Annotated in this window: 3 protein-coding genes; all 3 read left to right on the top strand. The window is 38.1% G+C overall.

Annotated elements, in window-relative coordinates; all coding sequences use genetic code 11:
• Window positions 1–3: 3 nt before the first annotated feature.
• The 3 genes from AC2CGR_RS23010 to AC2CGR_RS23000 are packed head-to-tail and all read left to right on the top strand — an operon-like array spanning window position 4 to window position 25,912.
• Window positions 4–4,560: an amino acid adenylation domain-containing protein gene (locus AC2CGR_RS23010; RefSeq protein WP_484481214.1), complete on the top strand. Its 4,557-nt coding sequence runs from the start codon at window positions 4–6 to the stop codon at window positions 4,558–4,560.
• Window positions 4,561–4,562: 2 nt separating this feature from the next.
• Window positions 4,563–11,033 (top strand): amino acid adenylation domain-containing protein, encoded by a 6,471-nt coding sequence (locus AC2CGR_RS23005; protein ID WP_484481213.1) that lies wholly within the window; start codon window positions 4,563–4,565, stop codon window positions 11,031–11,033.
• A complete protein-coding gene (locus tag AC2CGR_RS23000) occupies window positions 11,030–25,912 on the top strand; it encodes a non-ribosomal peptide synthetase (protein ID WP_484481212.1) in 14,883 nt (4,960 codons plus the stop codon). The genes AC2CGR_RS23005 and AC2CGR_RS23000 overlap by 4 nt, the downstream gene beginning before the upstream one ends.
• The last annotated feature ends 354 nt before the right edge of the window (window positions 25,913–26,266 follow it).

Genomic DNA, 26,266 nt, shown 5'->3' with positions numbered 1-26,266 from the left:
TTTATGATCAATGAGGATAGTTATCCATTAAGTCACCCGCAGCGAAGAATTTGGTATACAGAAGTTATTCATTCTGATAAAGGGATATGTAATTTAAGATTTTTATTTAAACTTCATCGAAAAATGAATTATTCAAAATTAAACCAAGTTGTGAATCGTGTTATCAGTGAAAATGACGGTCTGTGCATTAGATTAAAAGAAAATGGGCATCAGGAACCTAAACAATATTTTATTAAACATGAAGACCAAGAATTTGAGTTTTTCGATTTCAGTAATGTTGAGAATTCAGATTTGCTTGACGAATGGATTGAGCAGAAAACAAAAGAAACGTTTACATTATTTAATTCAAATTTGTACTATTTCGCTTTAATAAAATTAAACGATAATGAATGTGCAGTCTTTGGAAATGTTCATCATATTATCATGGATGGTTTATCAATTCAAATATTTACTGAGCAGATTGCAAAATATTATTATGAAATGCATAACGAGACTGTGGAAGGCGAAATTAAAAATTCATATGTTCAATTTCTGTCCAATGAACAAACATACTTGAATAGTAGCCGCTTTCAAAAAGATCGAAAATTCTGGTTAGAGGAATTTAAAACACTTCCATCTGTGACCGGATTGAAGCCCTATAATACGTACCAGGTTAGTACCAAAGCATCACGCGAAACGTTTATATTATCGGAGCATTTGAAGAGAAAAATAGAATTTTTTTCCGAAAACTACAAATTTAGTTTATATACTCTTTTTGTCGCTGCTTTCTCGTTGTCCATGTATCGGTGGACTTCATCACTTGATATTGCATTAGGAATGGCTTACGGCAACCGCATGACTAAAATGGAACGAAAATTGATTGGAATGATGGTGAGTACAGTTCCTTTAAGAATGGATATTGATCCAGAAGAAGAAGTGCTTTCATTTATTGGTAGGGTGTCCAGAAAACAAAGTAAATCATTAAGACATCAGAAATATCCATTCGATTTATTATTAAAGGAGATTAATAAAGAGAATAACAGCAATGTGAGACTTTTCGGAACTACGATTGATTATAGGGATCGTGATGAAAGTGGTGACTCACTATGGATCGCAAACCGTGAAGAGGTACAAGATCTTGCAGTGCATATTGAAAATCTAATTGATATAGACTCTTTACATGTACATATTGATTATCGTGAGGAGCTATTTTCTAAGGAAGAGATAAAACGCTTTTTTAACGTTATGTTAGCGATAATGGAAAACACTTTTGAAAACCCAAAGCAGAAGGTAGCTGAAATCGAAATTATTTCAGATGAAGATAAAAGAAAAAATTTAGTTGAGTTCAACAATCCTAAGCTGGATTTCCCACCTCGGGAAACTCTTCATGAATTGTTCGAACGACAAGCAATGATTTATCCAAACGCTATTGCAGTTACATATGAAAAAGAAAAAGTTACTTATAGGCAACTTAATGAACGTGCAAATCAGTTAGCTCATTATCTGCAGAAAAGGGGAATAGGACCTGATACTTTAGTTGGACTGTGTGTTGAACGTTCTCTCGAAATGATTGTAGGTATTTTAGGGGTTTTGAAGGCTGGTGGGGCTTATGTTCCACTTGATCCAACATATCCAGAACAGCGACTTCAATATATTTTAGAGGATGCTAGCATTCAGTTATTCGTAACGCAAGAAAGTTTAAAAGAATTGAAATGTTTACCAGAAAATGTTGAATCGATTTGCTTGGATCGTGATCAAGATGAGATTTGGAAAGAAAGTAAGACCTTGCCGGTTTCTGATGTGAATTCCCAAAATTTAGCTTACGTAATCTATACTTCGGGATCAACAGGGAATCCAAAGGGCGTTATGATAGAGCATCACAATGTCATTCGGTTATTTAAATCGACGGATTGTTGGTATCAATTTAATGAAAAAGATACTTGGACGCTTTTTCATTCTTATGCATTTGATTTCTCAGTATGGGAAATTTGGGGAGCATTATTATATGGTGGGAAATTAGTTGTTGTTCCGTACTGGATTAGTCGATCGCCAAAAGATTTTTATCAATTATTGGTGGAGGAAGAGGTCACAGTTCTTAATCAGACACCTTCCGCATTTCGACAATTAATACGAGTGGGTGAACACGAAGATAAGAATAAAAATTTGCAACTGCGTTATGTGATATTTGGCGGAGAAGCGTTAGAACCCATTAGCTTGTTACCGTGGTTTCAAAGATATGGGGATAAAGAACCACAACTAATTAACATGTATGGAATTACAGAAACTACAGTTCATGTTACATATTATCCAATTACTCTAGATGATGTACATCATGCTTCGAGAAGTAATATCGGAAAACGGATTCCAGATTTAGAAGTGTATATATTAGATGCTTATCAACAACCTGTTCCTATAGGTGTAGATGGTGAGCTTTATATTGGCGGGGCAGGGCTTGCACGTGGGTATTTAAATAGACCTGAATTAACAGCAGAGCGCTTTATACCTCATCCATTTAGTAGTGATCCGAAAGCAAGATTATACCGGACAGGAGACTTAGCGAGGTATTTGCCAGATGGGAATCTGGATTATCGTGGAAGAATTGATCACCAGGTTAAAATACGTGGTTTCCGAATTGAGATTGGGGAGATTGAGTCTACTTTAAATGCATATGCATCTATAAAAGAGGCAGTTGTAATTGTAAGAGAAGATCAACCGGGTGATAAACGATTAGTAGCTTATGTTGTAGGAGATGGAAATGTAGGTGCGTGGAGAGAGTATCTTAAAGCGAAACTACCGAGCTATATGGTACCTTCGGGATATGTGACGATGGAAGCCATTCCACTTACAGCTAACGGAAAAATTGATCGTGAAGCCTTACCTATGCCGGAGGAAAAGCAGATTAATAGTGAATGTATTGGCCCTCGGAATAGTAATGAACAGATACTGGCTACCATTTGGAAGCAAGTATTAGGTATTAAAAAAGTGGGAATCTATGATAATTTCTTTGAAATTGGTGGCGACTCGATTCTCAGTATTCAGATTATATCCCAAGCGAGTCAATTAGGGTTAAAACTTACTCCAAAGCAAATGTTTGAATGCCCAACTATTGCCGAGCTGGCACAAGTGGCTATAGAAACGCAGGGAGTACAAGCGGAGCAGGGGATTGTGACAGGAGATGTGCTTCTTACTCCAATTCAGTACTGGTTCTTCGAGCAAGAACATCCACATCCAGAGCATTGGAATCAATCAATGCTTTTAAGAGTAAAAGAGAGATTGGATGTGAAGTTACTAGAGGGAGCAATATTAAATTTAATCAAACATCATGATGCTTTACGTTTTCGGTACGAGCAGTTACCAAACGGAACATGGAGGCAGAGAAATGAAGGGACTGATGAGCTGTCAGTACTCCATGTTGTAAAACGGAACAAAGTTAATGAAAAAGAGTGGAATAAAATAATACAAGAAGAGATGAACATTAATCAAGCTAGTTTCAATTTAGTTACTGGTCCGTTAATGAGAGTAGTTTACTTTGAGGATAACTTGACTGGAAATGATCGAATATTCTGGGTGATTCATCATTTAGTAGTAGATGGAGTATCGTGGAGAATTTTATTGGAAGATTTACAGGTGGTATATAACCAGATGAAACAAGGTCAAGAAATTCGCTTACCTGCGAAAAGTACATCTTTTAAAGAATGGTCTGAACGACTCCAGACATACAGTGATTCGGGTATTTCAAAAGAAGTACTGGATTATTGGAATGAACAAGTAGAAAAAGAAATAATGACAATTCCAATGGACTATCCAATACAAGAAACAACAGAAGAATCGATTGATCAAGTGACGAGGACTTTAGGGGTAGAAGAAACACAAGCATTGTTACACGAAGTTTCAGTCACTCATAAGACAAGGATTAATGAGGTACTATTGGCGGCATTAGGACAAGCTATCGTCGATTGTACAAATCAGCAAACGGTTTCTATTCATCTAGAAGGACACGGGAGAGAAGAGATGATAGAAGGTATTGATTTATCACGGACAGTGGGCTGGTTCACGAGTATTTATCCTGTTCATCTAAATTTTCAAGGAACTAAAACACCAATTGAAGGCTTAAAGGCTGTCAAAGAACAATTGCGTCGAATTCCCAATCAAGGAGTAGACTATGGTATTTTACGTTACTTGAATAAAGAAATACTACCGTTTCATCAGCAAAAGCCTCCAATAAGCTTTAACTATTTGGGTCAATTTGATCAGGTGTTTTCAAAGGAATCTTTGTTTATGCAAGAGGCAGGGTTTACATTTTTAGATCATGCTCCAGATTCCAAGCCATCTCATCTAATTGATGTTATCGGAATGGTGAAAGATGAAAAGTTACATTTTATTTGGATGTATAGTAGAGAACAGTTTTCTAAATTAAAAATTCAAGTAATAGCAGATGGTATGTTGAGACATCTTTGCCAACTTATAAATAAACCAACAACAGAGTCTGCTTTTACGGTATCAGATTTTGCTGATGCAGAGGATCTTACGGAAGAAAGCTTGAGCAAAGTATTACTTAAATTAACAAAGAAGAGGGTGTAAAAATGGGAGACGTTATTGATATATATGGTTTATCACCTTTGCAAAAAGGAATACTGTTTCATACTTTATACGATCAAGATGATGAATATTCTTTTTCCTATATTGTACAAGTAGGTTTCTTGCTCGGGGGGCAATTGGATGTTGCTACTTTTGAAAAAGCTTGGGAATATGTTATTCAACGACATGAGGTTCTGCGCTCAGTATTTGTTTGGGAGGAAGTAGAAAAACCTCTACAAGCAGTTTACGAACGTCTTCCTTTTACTATTCATCAAGAGGATTGGAGTACCCATTCGCATGAGGAGAAGGAGAAGAAACTACACCAGTTTTTGATTGCAGATCGTAGGAAAGGATTTTTATTGGATGAAGCACCATTGATGAGAGTCACTGCGATTAAAGAAGCAAAAGAGGAAACGAGAATTATCTGGACACATCATCATATTTTGCTAGATGGATGGAGTGTGTCATTGGTCTTTAGTGAAGTGATGGAAGTTTATCTCAAGATGATAAAGGGAGAATTGTTGAATCTTCCTAAATCTCTTCCTTATAAAAAATATATTCAATGGATAAATAAACAAGATCAAAGTCAAGCAGAGGAATTTTGGAAAGAAGAATTAAAAGGGTTCTATGCACCTACTCCATTAGCAATGGAAAGAAAGGATCAAGGACAAGAGAAGGGTTATGGGGAGTTTGCTTATCAAGTATCTGAGGAACTTACTGAGAATTTACAAGAGTGGGTACGAAATAGTCGATTAACGTTGAATACGTTAGTACAAGGTGCATGGGCTTATTTGATGAGTAGGTATAGCGGTGACAGTGACGTCGTATTTGGCGTAACTAGCGCTGGACGTCCTACTGATTTAATGGGTGCAGAGAATATGGTGGGGCTATTTATTAACACATTACCTACCAGAATTCGATTAACGGATAATACATCAGTAGTAGATTGGCTTCGTAAAATACAAATGAAAGAAATGGAACGAAGACAGTATGAGTATAATTCGTTGATAGATATTCAAGGCTGGAGTGAGGTTCCGCGAAATAGCTCCTTATTTCATACCTTGTATGTGTTTGAAAATTATCCAATTCAAGGTGAGAGAAATGATGATTTAAGATTACTAGATGTTAAAAGCACGGAACAAACAAATTATCCTTTAACACTCATTGTAATGCCCGGTAAGAAAATTACTTTAAAGTTGATGTATGATCGAAGCTTTTTTAATGAAGAAACAATAAATCGGATTCAGAATCACTTATTGCAAATATTAATTCAGATGACGAAGAGCCTAGATTCAAAACTATTTGAAATTACTCATTTAACAGAAGAAGAACAGATACAGTTACTAGAGGAATGGAATCATACTCAAGTTAATTATTCGGCTGAAGGCATGGTTCATACCATGTTTGAGGAGCAAGTTAAAAAAACGCCGGAAGCAATCGCGGCTAGTTACGAAAATGAACAAATTACCTATAAAGAGTTGGATAAGCGTGCAAATCAGCTAGCTAATTATTTACAAAAGCATGGTGTAGGCCCAGAGTCTCTAGTTGGTGTATATATGGAACGTTCATTACAAATGATGGTAGCGTTATTAGGTATTCTAAAATCAGGAGCAGCGTATGTTCCACTTGACCCTACTTATCCAGAGAGTCGGCTTCGATATATATTAGAGGATGCTGGAATCGAAGTACTAGTGACGGAAGAGAATTCTAAAAACTTGTTTTTATCTGAAAATATCGAGACGATTTGTATGAATAAAGATTACACTGCAATTGAAAAAGAAGAATCAACCCCATGTATAAGTGGTGTCACAGGAGAAAATTTAGCGTATGTTATGTATACTTCAGGATCTACAGGGAATCCAAAGGGAGTAATGATTGAGCATCATTCAGTAATTAATTATCTAGAATGGATGCAACATAAATATCCGCTTTCTGAAAAGGATGTGGTCTTGCAGAAAACGCCATTCTCATTTGATGTCTCTGTTTGGGAATTGTTTTGGGGCATTCACGTTGGTGCAAGTGTATCTTTCCTACCTCCAGGTGGAGAAAAAGATCCTTCTATTATAGCTGAAGTGATTAAACAACATCAGGTTACTATAGTTCAATTTGTACCTTCGATGTTATCTGTTTTCTTAGATCACTTCAATCATATTGAATTGAACATGAATTGTTCGTCCGTACGCCATGTATTTTCTGGTGGAGAAGAACTAAGTTCAGGGTTAGTTAGACGATTTCAACAGAAATGGAATTATAGTGGACAAGTGAAATTAACCAACTTTTATGGACCAACTGAAGCCACTATTTATGTGAATGCATTTGATATTCAGCCTAATCAAGAATTTGTTTCTATTGGGCAGCCAATACAGAACACGCAATTATATGTATTAGACCAACATCAACGCTTGCAATCAATAGGAACTGAGGGTGAGTTATATATTGGCGGTGCTGGTTTAGCGCGTGGATACTTAAATCGTCAGAGTCTTACTGCTGAAAAATTCATTTCGCACCCATTTCGATTGGGGGAACGACTATATCGAACAGGAGATTCAGTAAGATATCTAACTGATGGAAATATAGAATTTATAGGTAGAATGGATCATCAAGTCAAAATGCGTGGTTTTAGGATTGAATTAGGAGAAATTGAAGCAACTTTAGAAGAATGTTCGTTTATTAAAGAGGCTGTCGTATTAGTTAGAGAAGATCGTCCAGGTGATCAACGATTGGTTGCATATGTAATAAGCGATGGAAATACCCAAGAGTGGAGAGAGTACTTACAAAACCAATTACCGAATCATATGATTCCAGCGCACTTTATAGAGTTAGAACACTTCCCGCTTACTCCGAATGGGAAAATTGACCGAAAGGCCTTGCCAGCACCTGATGAGCAAGCTATTGAAGATTTAAATGTGCTACCTCGGACGCCATCGGAAGAGCTTATTGCCTCGGTTTGGAGTCAAATGTTAGGAACAAAAAATATTGGCATTCAGGATTCCTTCTTTGAACGTGGTGGGCACTCACTACTTGCTACTCAAATCGTCTCTCGATTGCAAGAACTGTTCCAAATTAAAATTCCATTACGTGAACTTTTCAAGCACGATACAGTGGAAACATTGGCGAAACGAGTGGAGCAGTTACGAAAAGAAGATAAAAAACGAAAGGTTTCTCCCCTTGTACCTATGAAACGAGAAGAAGTTATCCCACTTTCCTATGCGCAGAAACGTCTATGGTTTATTGATCAATTAATGCCAAATAGTGCTATGTACAATATCCATGCAGCGTGTCGCTTAACAGGTGAATGGTCAATTGAAGCATTGGAGGTCGGATGGAATCAATTGTTGGAGCGTCATGAATCATTAAGGACGACAATTCTAGAACAAGAGGGTGAACCTTTTCAACAAGTTCAATCTCATGTATTCAGACATATTCCTCAAACGAATCTAACAGATCTCTCTTTGGAAGATAGGGAAAGAGAAATGAAACGGATCATTCAAAACGAAGCTGAGGAACCATTTCATTTTGGACAAGGTCCTCTGATTCGAACACGAATATTGAAAGTGGACAGGGAAGAATGGGTTCTCATTTGTACGATGCATCATATTATTTCAGATGGATGGTCAATGGGGATCTTACTTGAAGAATGGATGGCTTTTTATGAAGGAGCATTAAGCGGCAAACCGGCGGAATTGAAGGAGTTATCTATCCAATATGCAGACTTTGTTATGTGGCAGAAGGAATGGCAAAAAGAAGAGAATTTGGATCAGCACCTTCGATATTGGAAGGAAGAATTGGCTGGAGAGTTACCGGTTTTACAATTACCGATGGATCGTCCTCGACCTGCGGTTCAAACCCACCGTGGTGCAAGTCAGTCCTTAATAGTGGCGAATTCCCTACAGGAAAAGCTCAAAAATTTAAGTCTGCAAGAAGGATGCACTTTATTTATGACATTGATGGCAGCGTATCAAAGCTTCCTTTCTCGTTATACAGGACAGGATGACATCTTGGTTGGAAGCCCAATCGCTAATCGAAATGTGAAAGAGATTGAGGGATTAATAGGTTTCTTTGCAAATACGTTGGTTTATCGAGCTGATTTCAGTGAAAATCCGACGTTCCAAGAACTTTTGTCGCAGGTAAGAAAAAAAGCACTAAAAGCATACGAGTATCAGGACATCCCATTTGAGAAAGTGGTAGAATCCGTAAAACCTGAACGGAGTACAAGTCATTCACCAATATTCCAAACTATGTTTACTTTACAGAATACGAAACAAAAGTTTCTTCAGTTATCTGGACGACAAATGGAAATCATGGAAAGCCATGCTTCTGTTGCCAAATTTGATTTGAGTTTATTTGCTTCTGAGACGGAAGAAGGATTATCACTAACCTTTGAATACAATACTGATTTGTTTGATGATACAACCATTGAACGTATGGCAAGTCATTTTAAACATTGGTTAAATCAAATTGTCTCTCATCCAAAATGTGTACTATCAGAACTGAATATGTTATCGAAAGTAGAATATAAGCAACTACTAGAGGAATGGAATAAATCGGGTGTTATAGATATGGAAGAAAGTACGATTCATACAATGTTTGAAGAACAAGTAGAAAAAACACCAGAAGCAATTGCAGTAGTGTGCGAAGATGAAGAACTAACATATCGAGAGTTGGACGAACGCTCGAATCAGTTGGCACATTATTTACAAAAAAATGGTGTAACATGCGAATCATTGGTTGGGATTTGCGTTACACGTTCATCCGAGATGATTGTTGGTCTCTTAGGAATTATGAAGGCGGGAGGAGCATATGTCCCAATTGATCCAGCGTATCCGGAAAGTCGACTGCAGTACATTTTAGAAGATGCTCAAATAAAGGTACTGGTGACACAGGAAAAGATACAACAAAAAATGGTTATACCTAAATTCGTTGACGTGATCTGTATGGATTGTAATCGTGCAGAAATAGAACAAGAAGTAACTACGGTATGTATGAGTGAAGTGACGGGCGATAACTTAGCCTATATTATCTATACTTCAGGTTCCACTGGAAATCCAAAGGGAGTAATGATTGAGCACAGGAATACAGTAACAATGATTCATTGGGCGCATCACACGTATTCCCGAAAGGAATTAGCGGGAGTGTTAGCTTCAACTTCGCTATCTTTTGATTTATCCGTTTTTGAAGTATTTGTTCCCTTAACGATGGGTGGTAAGGTGATTGTCACTGAAAATGCTCTACATCTAGAGAAGTTGTCTACCAAAGGTGTAACTTTGGTTAATACTGTGCCATCGGTAGCGAAGGAACTGGTTCGAGCAAAAACAATCCCTTCTTCGGTAAAGGTGATGAACTTGGCTGGAGAACCATTGCCATATTCGCTTGTTCAAGATTTATACGAGAGAAGTACGATCGAAAAGGTGTACAACCTATATGGACCGTCCGAAGATACTACGTATTCCACGTATATGGAATTAGAAAAGGGTGACATGCATAGGGTACCACCAATTGGTAAACCAATATTCAATACAGAAGTATATGTACTGAGTGCCGAACAAAAAATGGTTCCAATTGGTGTAGTTGGTGAGCTATACATTGGTGGATCAGGGTTAGCGCGTGGATATTTAAATCGCCCTGACTTAACGCAAGATCGTTTTATACCGCATCCGTTTAAAGAAGGAGAGCGAGTATACCGGACTGGAGATCTAGTAAGGTATTTACCAGATGGAAATTTGGAGTATGTTGGACGAATCGATCATCAAGTGAAAATTCGTGGGTTCCGGATTGAACTAGGAGAAATTGAAGCGACATTACAAAGGCATACACTAGTTAACGAAGTTATTGTGATGGTGCGGGAAGATTATCCTGGCAATCCACGTTTGATTGCCTATGTTGTAGGAGATGGAGATGCTCAAAAGTGGCGTGATTATCTCAAGGATCAACTACCAAATTATATGATTCCAGCCTATTTTGTTGGATTAAATGCATTTCCACTCACTCCTAATGGGAAAATTGATAGGAAGGCCTTACCAGTACCAGAGAGACAGGAGATAGCAAGTGGTTATATTGCTCCTCGTACGTCTACGGAAAAAACAATCGTTTCAATATGGCATGAAGTTTTAGATATGGAAAACATCGGAATTCAAGATTCGTTTTTTGAAATTGGTGGCCATTCACTACTCGCTACGCAAGCTGTTTCCAATCTTAAAGAGGCTTTTGGAATCGAGATACCATTGCATGATTTATTTATGTTTCATACGGTGCAGCAATTGGCAGAACAGATTGATCAATTGCTCTATAACAAAAATCAAGAAATGCAGAATGATAGTAAGGAGAATGTAAGTCTTCAAGACTATGTTCAAAAAGAAGTAGAAGTCAGTAATGATGAAGAATTACAGGAACTACTTAAGCAATTAGAAGAGCTATCAGAGGAAGAAGCACAAGGGATATTCGAGAGTAATTTGATTCAGGAAGGGGTAAAAAAATGAAAAGTGATTTACTTGCAAAGCTGAGTTCACTTTCTCCTGAGAAGAGAGCATGGCTTCAGAAGCAAATGCAAAAAAAGGAGAATAAAGAAGCAATCCCGTTGTCTTATGCACAACAACGTTTGTGGTTTATGGACAGATTTAATCCAAATAGTTCTTTATATAATATTCCAACGGTATGGCATCTAAAAGGAAATTGGATACCTGAAGCATTAGAAAAGGGATTCAATCGACTCATTGAACGCCATGAATCATTACGAACTGTTTTTAAAGAAGTAGGAGAACAACCTGTGCAACAAATTATTGAATTCCTTCCTAGAGCATTACCTGTAAGGGATTACTCTCAACTTTCTCTAGAAGTAAAAGAAAAAGAGGTAGATAGTTTAATTGCGAGAGAAGCGCAAGAACCATTTGATTTAATGAATGGTCCTTTAATTCGTAATCAGCTTGTTCAATTAGAGAAGGATGAATGGTTATTACTGTGTACGATGCATCATATTATTTCTGATGCTTGGTCCATTGGTATATTCATGAATGAATTACTTGCTTTCTATGAAGAAGAAACGGGCGGAAATCCTGCTAAATTAAGTTCATTATCCATTCAATATGCAGACTTTACGAAGTGGCAAAAGGAGTGGTTGCAAGGTGATGTGCTAAATCGTCAGCTTACGTATTGGCAGGAAGAATTGTCTGGTGAGCTTCCTATCTTACAACTGCCAGTGGATCGACCTCGACCGGTTAAGCAGACTTACCCTGGGGCTGCGTATCATGTAATTTTGCCTTATAAATTGCTCAGTCAATTGAAGGATATAAGTCGACAAGAAGGATCTACTTTATTTATGACTTTAATGGCCGCATACCAGAGCTTTCTTGCTCGTTATACAGGACAAACAGATATTCTAGTTGGTAGTCCGATTGCAAATCGGAACCATAAGGGAGTAGAAGGATTAATTGGTTTCTTTGTTAATACGTTGGTTTATCGATCAGATTTGAGTGGCACCCCTACTTTTCGGGAGATTTTGAACCAAACAAAGAAAAAGGCGTTAAAAGCTTACGAATTTCAAGATATACCATTTGAAAAAGTGGTAGAAGCTGTTCAACCTGAACGAAGTATGAGTCATTCCCCTATATTTCAGACCATGTTTACGCTACAGAATATAAAACAAGAACGACTAGATTTGCCTGATAGAAGTATTGAAATGGTAGAAAGTAATATGTCTATTGCTAAATTTGATTTGAGCTTAACTGCCTATGAAGTGGAAGAAGGTCTATTTGTCTCATTTGAATACAACACAGATTTATTTGATAGTAGTACCATTGCACGTATGGCAGGACATTTTGAGAACTGGCTAAATGAAATCACGCATCAACCAGATGAATCATATACAAAGCTGTCAATGTTATCGGATACTGAGCGAAAACAACTCCTAGAAGAATGGAATGATACGGACGTAGTTTATGGTCATGATTGTATGATTCATGAGCTATTTGAGCAGCAAGTTGCACGGACACCTGATGCAGTCGCGGTAGTTTATGAGGGTGGAAAGCTAACGTATCAAGAACTTAATGAAAAATCGAATCAATTGGCACATTTTCTACAAAAACGAGGTATCGGACCTGAATCATTGGTCGGTATATGTATTGAACGTTCTCCTGATATGATTATCGGTCTCTTTGGGATTTTGAAGGCAGGTGGGGCTTATGTCCCACTGGACCCAAGTTATCCCGAAAACCGCCTGAGATATATTTTGGAGAATTCACAAATTCAAGTGCTGTTAACAAAAGAGACACTACAGGACTGGTTACCTAAAGATATTCAAGCAATTTGTTTAGACCGGGATCAAGCGAGGATTTCTAAAGAGAGTAATTTAGCTCCGGTAAGTGGAGTAACCGCAAATAACTTAGCCTATATCATATACACTTCGGGTTCGACGGGAAATCCAAAGGGGGTAATGATTGAACATCATTCCGTTATCAATCGTCTACAGTGGATGCAGAAAAAATATCCATTGGCCGAGGAAGATACAATCCTACAAAAGACACCGTTTTCGTTTGATGTTTCTGTCTGGGAATTATTTTGGTGGTCATTTGTAGGAGCACGTGTTTGTTTACTTCCACCTGGAGGAGAGAAAGATCCTGCGGTGATTGAGGAGTATATTGAACGATATCGAGTGTCCACCATGCATTTTGTTCCGTCGATGTTATCTACTTTCTTAGATTATATGGAACTATACAATTCGAAAAGGGATATCTCGTCTTTAATTCAAGTTTTTACTAGTGGAGAAGCGTTAAACACTGAGCAGGTTCGCCGGTTTAAGGGGATCTTTTACAATGTTCAGCAAACAAAGTTAATTAACTTGTATGGTCCTACTGAAGCGACTGTGGATGTGACTTATTATGATTGTGATTTAGAAAAAGAAGCAATGCTTATTCCAATTGGTCGTCCGATTGATAATACAGAGTTGTATGTGTTAGATCAATATCAACAAGTGGTCCCGATTGGTGTAGCAGGGGAACTTTACCTTGGAGGAGTAGGATTGGCACGTGGCTACTTCAATCGATCAGATTTAACTACTGAACGTTTTATTCCGCATCCTTTTAAGGACGGAGAACGATTATATCGAACGGGTGACTTGGTGAGATATATGAATGATCGTAACTTAGAATATATTGGAAGAATAGATAACCAAGTTAAAATTAGAGGATTCCGAATTGAATTGGGAGAAATTGAAGCAGCTTTACATGATCACTCATCTGTAAAAGAGGCAGTCGTGTTGGTGAAGGAAGATCGACCAGGAGATAAGCAGTTAGTAGCTTATGTAGTGGGTGAAGGGGATACTGGGGAGTGGCGTGAATATCTCAAGAAGCAACTGCCACATTATATGGTTCCGGCATACTTTTTCAAAATTGAAGGTATGCCACTCACTCCAAATGGTAAGGTGAATCGGAATGCCTTACTGGAATTAGAAGAACAGTTCATAAGTGAAGATATTACTTCATCACGAACACCAGTGGAGGAGCTTATCGTTTCTGTTTGGAGCCAAGTGTTAGGGATAAAAAATATTAGTGTTCAGGATTCCTTTTTTGAAATAGGTGGTCATTCACTACTAGCTACTCAAGTAGTGTCACGTTTACAGGGAATTTTTCAAATCGAATTACCAGTACGTGAACTATTTGAATATACAACGGTGGAGTCACTAGCAAAGCGATTAGATCAGTTACGTAAAGGAGATAAAAAACGAGAGATTCCGCCTCTAATACCAATGAAACGAGGAGAAGCTATTCCACTATCTTATGCCCAACAACGCTTATGGTTTATTGATCAATTTACACCTAATAGTGCCCTTTACAATATGCCAATGGTATGCCGCCTTACAGGGAATTGGCTACTTGAAGCATTGGAAACGGGATGGAATCAACTAATAGAACGTCATGAATCACTGCGGACGGTCTTTCACGAAGTGAACGGTCAACCTGTACAGCAAATTGAACCGTATGCTTTTCAATCAATTCCGAAAACGGATTTAACTATGCTTTCTTCTGAAGATCAAGAAGAAGAAGTTAAACGTTTAATTCAACAAGAAACAGAAGTGCCATTTGATTTAACAGAGGGTCCATTAATCAGGGCAAGTATTTTGCACGTGGGAGAGGAAGAATGGATACTCCTTTGTACTCTACATCATATCATTTCAGATGGATGGTCAATGGGAATCCTACTTGAAGAATGGATGGCATTTTATGAGAAAGCAACGGATGGAAAGGTAGCGGAACTTGAACCATTGCCGGTTCAATATGCCGACTTTGCTCAGTGGCAAAAAGGATGGCTAAAGGAGGATGTGCTTGATCAACAACTCCAATATTGGAGGGAAGAATTGTCTGGGGAGCTTCCTGTACTCCAACTTCCTATGGATCGCCCGCGTCCCGCGATACAAACTCATCACGGGTCGATATACACTCTGGTTCTGCCAAGCACGCTACATGATAAATTGAATGAACTTAGTCGAAAAGAAGGGGCTACACTCTTCATGACGCTTTTAGCTGCATATCAAAGTTTTCTATCTCGTTATACGGGACAAGAAGATATTCTGGTCGGAAGCCCAATTGCGAATCGGAATTATAGAGAAATTGAAGGACTAATTGGTTTCTTCGTTAACACGCTGGTTTATCGAGCTAATTTGAGTGGTAGACCGACATTTCAAGATGTACTGTATCAGGTTCGTCAAAAGGCATTGAAGGCGTATGAATATCAAGATATTCCATTTGAAAAAATTGTAGAAGTTGTGCAACCGGAGCGAAGTACAAGTCATTCGCCAATCTTCCAGACTATGTTCATTTTGCAAAATATGAAACAAGAGTTTCCGGTGTTATCTAGTAGAAGTATTGAAATGATAGAAAGCCATAGTCCAATTGCAAAGTTTGATTTAAGTGTAATGGCAGCTGAGACGGAAGAGGGGTTACTTTTTACTTTTGAGTATAATAAGGATTTATTCAATGCTACTACTATTGAACGGATGGCAGGACACTTTGAGAAATGGCTACATGAAGTTTCTCATCGTCCACAAAATCCGTTGCATGACCTGAGTATGCTATCAGAACCCGAGCGTACTTTGTTATTAGAAACATGGAATGACACTGTAATGGAAATGTCTCATCAGGGTCTTGTTTGCGACAGATTTGAGGAGCAAGTAGCAAGGCGTCCTGATGCGATTGCGGTAGTTGATCAAACAAAACAGTGGACTTATGGTGAACTGGATACACAAGCAAATCAGTTGGCAAATGTTTTACAACGAAAGGGAGTAGCCCCAGAGTCAGTGGTAGGAGTTTATCTTCCGAGGTCAGCTGAGCTGATGGCAAGTTTACTGGGCATTTTAAAAGCTGGTGGAGCTTATGTCGTTTTAGATCCGTTGTATCCAAAATCAAGGTTAGAATACATGATTGAAGATGCAGGAATTCAATTTGTAGTGACGGCGGAAGGACAAGAAGGACATTTCGCACACGTCGAAATGGTGAGGTTAGAAGAATTAACGGTGGAAAGCGTAATCGCACCTACACGTCAAATAAATCCAGAGAACTTAGCCTATATTGTCTATACCTCTGGTTCTACAGGAAAACCGAAGGGTGTCATGGTTGAATATCGCTCATTAATGAATATGGTTTCTTGGCATCAGGAAGTTTATCATATTTCAGCAGAGGATCGTGCGACTCAGATTGCAGGGGTTGCTTTTGATTCGGCTGTCCAGGAGATTTGGCCGTATCTAACTGCTGGCGCAGCACTCTACTTGTCAACAGAGGAACTGAGAATTAATCCAGAAGCACTAAGGGACTGGCTCATTGATTCACGAATAACAGCTAGCTTTGCACCTACGCCTATTCTGGAAAGGCTCTTGAAATTATCTTGGCCAGATAAAACGGATCTTCGTTTTATCATTACTGGTGGGGATCAATTAACGCAGTATCCATCTAACGATATTCCTTTTGCGGTAATTAATCAGTATGGGCCATCGGAAAATACCGTTGTTACCACAGATTGTTATGTACCTGTAGGAGTAACAACAGGTACGCCATCGATTGGTCGACCGATTGCGAATACAGAAGTTTATGTGTTAGATTCTCATCTTCAGCTAGTACCAATTGGTGTAATTGGAGATCTCTATATTGGAGGGAAGAATCTTGCACGTGGATATGCTAATCGTCCGGATCTTACAAAGGAAAAATTTATTCCACATCCTTTCAAGTCAGGAGAACGTCTCTATTATACAGGAGACAAAGCAAGTTATCTTTCTGATGGTAATCTCCAGTTCCATGGCCGTATAGATGACCAAGTGAAAATTCGTGGTTTCCGGATTGAATTGGGAGAAATAGAAGCTGTTTTGCAGGCACATTCTTCTGTGAAAGAAGCAGTTGTATTGGTACGAGAGGATAATCAAGGTGACAAGAGATTAGTAGCTTATGTAGTTGGTGAAGGAAGTGTACATGAATGGCGAGAACATCTACAAACACATTTACCAAATTACATGGTTCCAACAAACTTTATTGAGATGGAAGTTTTACCACTTACACCGAATGGAAAACTTGATTTGAAGGCATTGCCTATACTTAGTGAACAATCGGCCGAAAATACTGTATACCCACGAACTCCGCTGGAAGAACTTATCGCTTCAGTGTGGAGTCAAGTGCTAGGAATAAAAGAAATTGGTGTTCAGGATTCTTTCTTTGAGCTTGGTGGTCACTCTCTACTTGCTACACAAGTGGTCTCACGTTTACAGGAAGTCTTTCAAATCAAATTGCCAGTACGTGAACTGTTCGAATATTCAACGGTCGAGGCATTATCAAAACGAATAGATCAGTTACGTAAGGGGAGCGAAAAACGAGAAATTCCACCATTGGTGCCGATGGAACGCGGAAATAATATTCCACTATCTTATGCCCAACAGCGCTTATGGTTTATTGATCAATTTGCACCTAATAGTGCACTTTATAATATGCCAATGGCATGCCGCCTTACAGGGAATTGGTTACCTGAGGGATTGGAGTTGGGATGGAATCAGTTAATAGAGCGTCATGAATCTTTGCGGACGGTATTTCATGAAGAAGAAGGTCATCCTGTGCAGCAGATTCAACCTTATATTTTCCGTCCTCTTCCGCAAATGGACCTAACTAAGCTTTCATTAGAGGAGAGAGAAAGAAAGTTGGAGCAATTGATTCAAACTGAAGTCGAATCTCCATTTGATTTAGAACAAGGGCCATTGTTCCGTGGGAAACTCATAAGAATTTCAGAAGAAGAATGGGTTCTTCTGTGTAATATGCATCATATTATCTCAGATGGATGGTCGATGGAAATCTTACTTCAAGAATGGATGGCATTTTATGAGAATGCGATTGGTGAAAAACAAGCAGAGCTGGAACCACTACCAGTTCAATATGCAGATTTTGCTCAGTGGCAAAGAGAATGGTTGAAAGATGAAGTACTAAATCAACAGCTTGCATATTGGAAGGAAGAATTATCTGGTGAGTTACCAGTCTTAATGTTGCCAATGGATCGTCCGCGTCCGCCAGTGCAAACCCACCATGGATTAACTCATAATGTGCTGTTGTCACGCTCATTACTGGATAAATTAAACGAACTAAGTCGTCAAGAAGGGGCAACGCTTTTCATGACCTTATTGGCATCGTATCAAAGTTTCCTTGCTCGTTATACGGGACAAACGGATATTATTGTTGGCAGCCCAATTGCAAATCGAAATTATCGAGAAATTGAAGGACTGATTGGTTTCTTTATCAATACATTGGTTTATCGAGCTGATTTAAGTAATGCACCGGCATTTCAAGAGTTGTTGTCTCAAGTGCGGATAAAAGCATTGAAGGCATATGAGTATCAAGATGTTCCGTTTGAGAAAATTGTAGAGGTTATCCAACCTGAACGAAATACAAGCCATTCTCCGATTTTCCAAACCATGTTTACTTTGCAAAATACGAGACAGGAGCTACCAGAACTACATGGAAGAAATATAAAAGTAATGGAAAGCAATGCTCCAATCGCTAAGTTTGATTTAAGTTTAACAGCTGCAGAAGTAGAAGAGGGTTTATTACTTACTTTTGTTTATAGAACTGATTTATTTGACAGCTTAACTATTGAATCCATGGCTGAACATTTTGGGAACTGGTTGAATGTAATCGTGGATAATCCTGATAAATCATTAGCTAAGTTGCCTATATTATCAGGATTACAGCAAAAACAGTTGGAAGAGTGGAATAATGATGCTGTAGCATATCCACAGGAAAGTACGATTCATCAGCTGTTTGAAGAGCAAGTAAATCGTACACCTGATGTGGTAGCAGTGGTAGATGAAAAACAGCAGTTAACGTATCGAGAGCTGAATGAAAAAGCTAATCAATTGGCCCACTATCTTCAGCAATGCGGAATTGGGAATGAATCATTGGTTGGGCTTTGCTTTGAGCGTTCAGTTGAGATGATTGTTAGTATTATGGGGATTTGGAAGGCTGGAGCAGCATATGTTCCATTGGACCCATCATATCCAGAAAGTCGCATACGATATATTTTGGAGGACACTGGAATTCAAGTATTAGTTACGAATGAGTCATTAAAAGATTGGATACCTAAAGAAGTCAAGGTAGTTTGTCTAGATAGGGATCAGGCAATGATTTCAAAAGAAAGCATTCTTTCACCAAAATGTGAAGTAACAGGAGAAAACCTAGCGTATGTTATCTATACTTCGGGATCGACGGGGAATCCAAAGGGTGTCTTGATACAGCATCATTCTGTAATAAACTTGTCGCATGGTTTACAAAAAGAGGTTTTCGAACATGAGATACCATCTAACATGCATGTTGGTTTGAATGCGTCAATTGCCTTTGATGCATCTATTCAGCAATTACAAATGCTGTTGTATGGTTCAAGTTTATATATTATTCCGAATGAAGTACGAAGTAATCCGGAACAGTTTGTAGCTTATATTAGGGAGAACAAGTTAGCAATCTTTGATATAACGCCTTCAATGCTTCAATTACTTATAGATGCCGGATTGTTAGAAACGTACGATGGTGTTCATGTTCCAAGTAAGGTATTGGTTGGTGGCGAAGCGATTATGCCGTCATTATGGGAACATCTAGTAGAGACTGATAAAATACAGTTTTATAATGTTTATGGTCCTACAGAATGTACGGTTGATGCAACATGCTATCATATCAAAAAAGATAGTAAGAGAGTAACAATTGGGCGTCCATTGCCTAACGTCCAAACTTATGTATTAGATAGAAATAGGTTGCCAGTTCCAGTTGGTGTGATGGGTGAACTTTATATCGGAGGAGCGGGTCTAGCGAGGGGATACTTAAATCGTCCAGAGTTAACATCCGAACGATTTATTTCTCATCCATTCAAAGAAGGCGAGAGATTATATAGAACAGGCGATCTCGTGAGATATCTTTCTGATGGTAATATAGACTATTTAGGAAGAATGGATAATCAAGTGAAGATTAGAGGATTTCGAATCGAACTTGGGGAGATTGAGTCGACTTTACAGGAGCATGACTTGATAAAAGAGGCAGTTGTAATAGTTAGGGAAAATCAGTCGGGGGATAAGAGGTTAGTAGCTTATATAGTGGGCGAAGGCAGTTTAGAAGAATGGCGAGAGTATCTTAAAATAAAACTGCCAATCCATATGATACCTTCCTACTTTGTCGAACTGAAAGAATTACCGCTAACCATAAATGGAAAGGTTGATCGGAAATCATTGCCTATACCAGATTATCAAGGAACACAAGAAGGCTACGTAGCCCCAAGAAATGAACGTGAACACAAGCTTTCTATCATTTGGGAACGTGTGCTGGGTTCAAAACGTATTGGTATTAATGATAACTTTTTTGAAATTGGTGGAGATTCAATTCTTAGCATTCAGATTGTCTCTCGTGCGAAGCAAGCTGGTTTACAGTTGACACCAAAACAACTATTTGAACACCAAACGATTGCTGAGTTGGCGCAAGTAGTCAAAGAAGAACAAGGTGTACAAGCTGAACAAGGAATTATAATTGGAGAGACGATACTTACACCTATTCAGCAAAGGTTTTTTGCACAAAATCATCCTAACCCACATCATTGGAATCAATCCATGTTCTTTAGAACGAAAGAAAAATTGGACATAGGATCACTGGAAAAGGCAGCGCGTAACCTTCTACTTCATCATGATGCCCTGCGTTTAAGATATGAACGTTTACCTAATGGGGCTTGGAAACAGTGGAATGAAGGAATTGAAGAACAATTGATGCTGACTGTCATTTCATTAGACGAAGTGCCGGAAGCGGATTGGCATGAAGTTATTCAAAAAGAGATTAATATAGCACAAGAAGGTTTAAATTTACATGAAGGTCCGTTAATGAGAATGGTGTATTTTGATGAAGGTGAGAAGACTGGCCGATTATTTTGGACAATTCATCACTTAGCCGTGGATGGTGTTTCTTGGCGAATTTTATTGGAAGATTTGCAAACAGCATATACGCAAGCAGTCCAAGGGCAAAAAATTCAATTACCTATGAAGAGTACATCTTTTAAAGAATGGTCGGAGAAATTACAACATTACGCTGAAAGTGGAATATCAAAAGAAGTGCTACATTACTGGAAGCAGCAGGCTGAACAAGACGTAGTTATACTGCCAGTAGATGGTACTATAAGTAATCCAGTAAGCGCAGTAACTGAGGAAATTACTGTGGTGTTAAATGAGAATGAGACCCGTATGTTATTGCAAGAGACTTTAAGCACTCATCGTGTCCAAATCAATGAAGTATTATTAGCAGCATTGGTACAAGCTACAGCAGCATGTACGGGGCAGCCGATATTAAGCGTAGATTTAGAGGGACATGGTCGAGAAGAGATTATTGAAGATGTTGATTTATCGAGAACCGTGGGATGGTTTACAAGTATTTACCCAGTTCATTTAAATATTACTAGTGCTAATACGCCAATTGCAGCATTAAAAGCAGTTAAAGAACAAGTTCGCAAAATTCCTAATAAGGGTGTTGATTATGGGGTGTTGCGTTACATGAACGCAACAATGTGTGAGCAATTGAGCTCTCAACATACACCGTCTATTAGTTTTAACTATCTTGGACAATTTGATCAAATGTTTTCTAGCGATGCAATGTTTATGCCGGAGAACGAATTTAAGCGTTTAGATCATGCTGCCGGTTCCAAGCGATCGCATGTAATTGATGTAATTGGGGTTGTAACGAATGGAAAACTTCAGTTCACTTGGGTATACAATGTTGAACAATTCGCCAAATCAACGATTCAAAGTATTGCACAGAATATGCTATATCAAATGAGCAGATTGATTCAACCTTCAGATGGAGAATCTGCGCTGACCATTTCGGATTTTGCAATGGCTAATCTTAACCAAGTAGGTTTGACAAATGTACTAAACAAAATGAATCGTGGAAAGAACAATCAGATTACTGATTTATATCCACTATCACCTTTGCAAGAAGGTATGATTTTCCACACATTGCATGACCAAGGGAATGAACATGTTGCACCGTATATAGTGCAATTAAGTTTTATGATTAAAGGGAAAATGGATATTCCTACTTTTGAGCAGGCATGGAAATCTGTAATTCAGCGGCATGAAATTTTTCGTACAGCATTTGTATGGGACGAAATTGAAGAACCTGTACAAGTGGTGTATGAAAATATCCCATTTAAAGTGAAAAAAGAAGACTGGAGTACAATGACAAGTGAAGAGATAGAGGGAAAAAGAAAAGTCTTTTTGGCATTAGATCGAAAACAAGCCTTTCAATTTGATGAAGCACCATTGATGCGGGTAACGGTCATTCAAGAAGGTGAGGAAGAATATCGGATTGTTTGGACACATCACCATATTTTACTGGATGGATGGAGTTTACCGTTGGTCTTTAATGAATTACTTACAGTCTATCAGAAGAGAATGAATGGAGAAGCTGTAAAGTTACCTAAACCCTCACCATATAAGAAATATATCCAATGGCTCAGAGAACAAGATAAGGAGCAGGCGGAACAATTCTGGAGAGAAAAGCTTAAAGGTTTTACTGCACCAACTTTGTTGGGCTTAGAAAGTAAAGAGGAAGAAAAAGGTTATACAGAAAAGGTTACCTATTTATCAGAAGAGCAGACTCAAGCGTTACAAGGATGGGCGAAACGAAATAAACTTACTTTGAGTACAGTAATTCAAGGTGCATGGGCATATCTCATGAGCCGATATAGTGGAGAAAATGACATTGTCTTTGGTGTAACAAGCTCAGGGCGTCCTACGGAGATTATTGATGTTGAAAACATCGTAGGTCCTTTCATTACAACGTCACCGACGCGAATTCAATTGATGGATGATATAAAAGTAATAGATTGGTTGCAGAAGATACAAGAGGAAGAGATAGAAAGAAGACAATATGAGTATGCTTCTTTGACAGAGATTCAGGGGTGGAGTGAGGTTCCTAGAGGTACACCGCTGTTCAATTGTTTATATGTGTTTGAAAATTATCCAGTGAAAGAAGAATCTTCAGTAAATTTGGAAATTGGTGAATTGAAAGGGGTAGAACAAACCCACTACCCATTAGGATTGGCTGTAGTTCCAGGAATCCAGTTATCGTTAAAGTTAATGTATGACCGTAGTAAGTTTAATAGAGTAACCATTGAACGAATGCTGGGTCATTTACACCAAGTGTTAATGCAAATGCTCAAAAACAATGATCAAAATCTATCGGAACTAGTATATATTACGGAGGCTGAACAAAGAAGGCTATTGGAAGAATGGAATAATAATGCTATATCCTATCCAAGTGAGAATGTAATTCATCAACTATTCGAAGAGCAAGTAAATCGTACACCTGATGCGGTGGCAGTGGTAGATGAAAAACAGCAACTAACGTATCGAGAGCTGAATGAAAGAGCTAATCAATTAGCCCATCATTTACAGAAATGTGGAATTGGGACAGAGTCATTAGTTGGCCTCTGCTTTGATCGATCAGTTGAGATGGTTGTTGGTCTCATGGGAATTTGGAAGGCTGGAGCAGCCTATGTTCCATTGGATCCATCGAATCCGGAAAGCCGCCTGCAATATATTTTAGAAGACACGGGAATTAAAGTGTTAGTTACAAATGAGGTATTACTAGGATGGATACCTAAAGACATCAAGACAGTTTGCCTAGATAGGGACCAAGCAATGCTTTCTCAAGAAAGCAAACTTTCACCAATATGTGAGGTAACAGGGGAAAACTTAGCGTATGTTATCTATACTTCTGGTTCGACAGGAAATCCAAAGGGGGCTTTAGTACAGCACCATTCTGTAATAAACCTATCCTATGGTTTACAAAAAGAAGTTTTCTCACATGAGATACCTAGTAATATGCGTGTCGGTTTGAATGCGTCAATTGCCTTTGATGTATCTATTCAGCAATTACAAATGTTGCTTTATGGTTCAAGTTTATATATTATCCCAAGTGAAGTTCGCACTAATCCGAAACAATTTGTGACCTATATTAGGGAGAATAAATTGGAAATGTTTGATATAACACCTTCATTACTTCAATTACTTATAGATGGAGGATTGCTAGAAATAAGTGATGATGTTCATGTACCAAGTAAGATATTAGTCGGTGGTGAAGCAATTATGCCGTCATTATGGGAACAGCTAGTAGAGACCGAAAAAATTGATTTTTATAACGTATACGGTCCTACAGAATGTACGGTTGATGCAACGTGTTATCATATTCAAACAGATAGTAAGAGAGTTACAATTGGACGTCCGTTGCCGAACGTTCAAACTTATGTATTGGATAAAAATTTGTTACCTGTTCCAGTTGGTGTAACAGGTGAGCTATATATCGGTGGTGCAGGTATAGCGAGAGGATACTTGAATCGTCCAGAATTAACAGAAGAGCGATTTATCCGTCATCCATTTAATGAAGAAGAGCGTTTATATCGTACGGGAGATTTGGTTCGTTATTTACCTGATGGTAATTTAGATTACTTGAGAAGAATTGATAATCAAGTGAAAATTAGGGGCTTTCGTATTGAACTTGAAGAGATTGAAGCGAATCTAGAGAGGCATCCATTGGTAAAAGAAGCAGTAATTTTGGTAACAGAGGATAATTTAGGAGAGCAGAGATTGGTTGCTTATGTAGTTGGAGATGGAAGTACGCATGATTGGCGTGAATATCTCAAGAGACAAGTACCGAATTATATGGTTCCTGCACACTTTATTAAGATAGACGAGATTCCTCTTACAACGAATGGAAAAGTTGATCGAAAGGTATTGAACAATTTAACTATTCAAAGAGAAAATAACTTCTCTACACCAATCATTCCAAGGGATGAAATTGAATATCAGTTGATTAAAATTTGGCAGGATGTGTTACAGATAGAAGATGTCTATGTAAATGATGATTTCTTTAATAGAGGGGGGCACTCTCTCCTTGTAATTAAATTAGTTTCAAAAATTAAGGAGAAGTTTGGAAAAGAGATTAAGGTGTCTACATTTGTTAAGAATCCAACAGTGGAAGGAATCGCATGCCTTATTCGTGATAAGCATGATATGACGAAATCAGTATCAGCGCTGGTTCCACTGCAAGAATCAGAAAAAAGACCTTTCTTCTGCGTTCATCCGTTTATGGGGAATGTATTCTGTTACATTCAACTAGCAAGATTGCTTAAGAACCACTGTTCATTTTATGGTTTACAGAATCCTCTCATAGAAAAGAGAGAAATTGATGATTTGACCTTGCCGGAAGTAATTCAACTTTACATTGAAGAAATAAAACGTGTTCAGCCAGAAGGCCCATATCGTCTTGGAGGATGGTCTTTAGGCGGTGCAATTGCTTATAAAATTGCAACTGTATTAAGGAATCAAGGAGAGGAAGTTGAGTTTTTGGTACTAATGGATACTAAAGTACCTTCAGAGCAAGATCGTAAAACAAGGGAGGATATGCTCTCATATATATCTGAACATTTCATTCCTAGAGATCTTACTGAGCAGGAAGAAGGCCTCGTCCATAAGCAAGATATGCTTGTGGAGCGATTAATTATGGAAGGAGTACTCCCGCCTGATGCAAATCTTATGAATTTGAAGCAAGTTATCAATGCTCATAGGAAATGCCTGAACTTAATGGCAGAGAATGATTTGATACCTTACTTTGGAGAAGTTATCTACTGTAGTGCTGAGGAAGGAAAAGAGTTGTTTACAGATTGGGGACCTTTATTAAAAGGAAGAGTAAATAAGTATTCTGTCCCTGGATCACATGAGGAAATAGTAGACTTCCCCGCAGTTGAAAAGATAGCTAAGTACCTATTAAATGAATTTGAAGGGATAAAAGAAACATCCCTTTCATTAACTGAAAAGTAGAGAGTGCAAAAGATGCAACGCTATGAATGAAAAGGGCAGTTTAATAACTGCAAATAAAGTGTAGGCAATAATGAATATATCAAGAGTATTACTTTTTAAGAGGATAATGGAAAAATTACTTGATAGAGCCATAGAAACCTATATGAGTTGCTCATAGAATGATGCAAATGCTCTCCATTTTTTATAATAGAAGCTAATGCTTTGATGATATTACTGAGGAAAGGTGTATATTTTCATTGATATGTAAATATGCACCTTTTCTATTATATTTGCAATTTAATAAAGTTAATTTGAATTTATGTAACGCACATATATGAAGCCATCCTTTAAAAAAGGAAGTGATTTATCATACAC

The sequence above is a fragment of the Bacillus sp. LSHTCR4 genome (assembly GCF_057197025.1).
The sequence above is the reverse complement of the archived record's forward strand: the minus strand, read 5'-3'. Positions and strand labels throughout refer to the sequence as shown.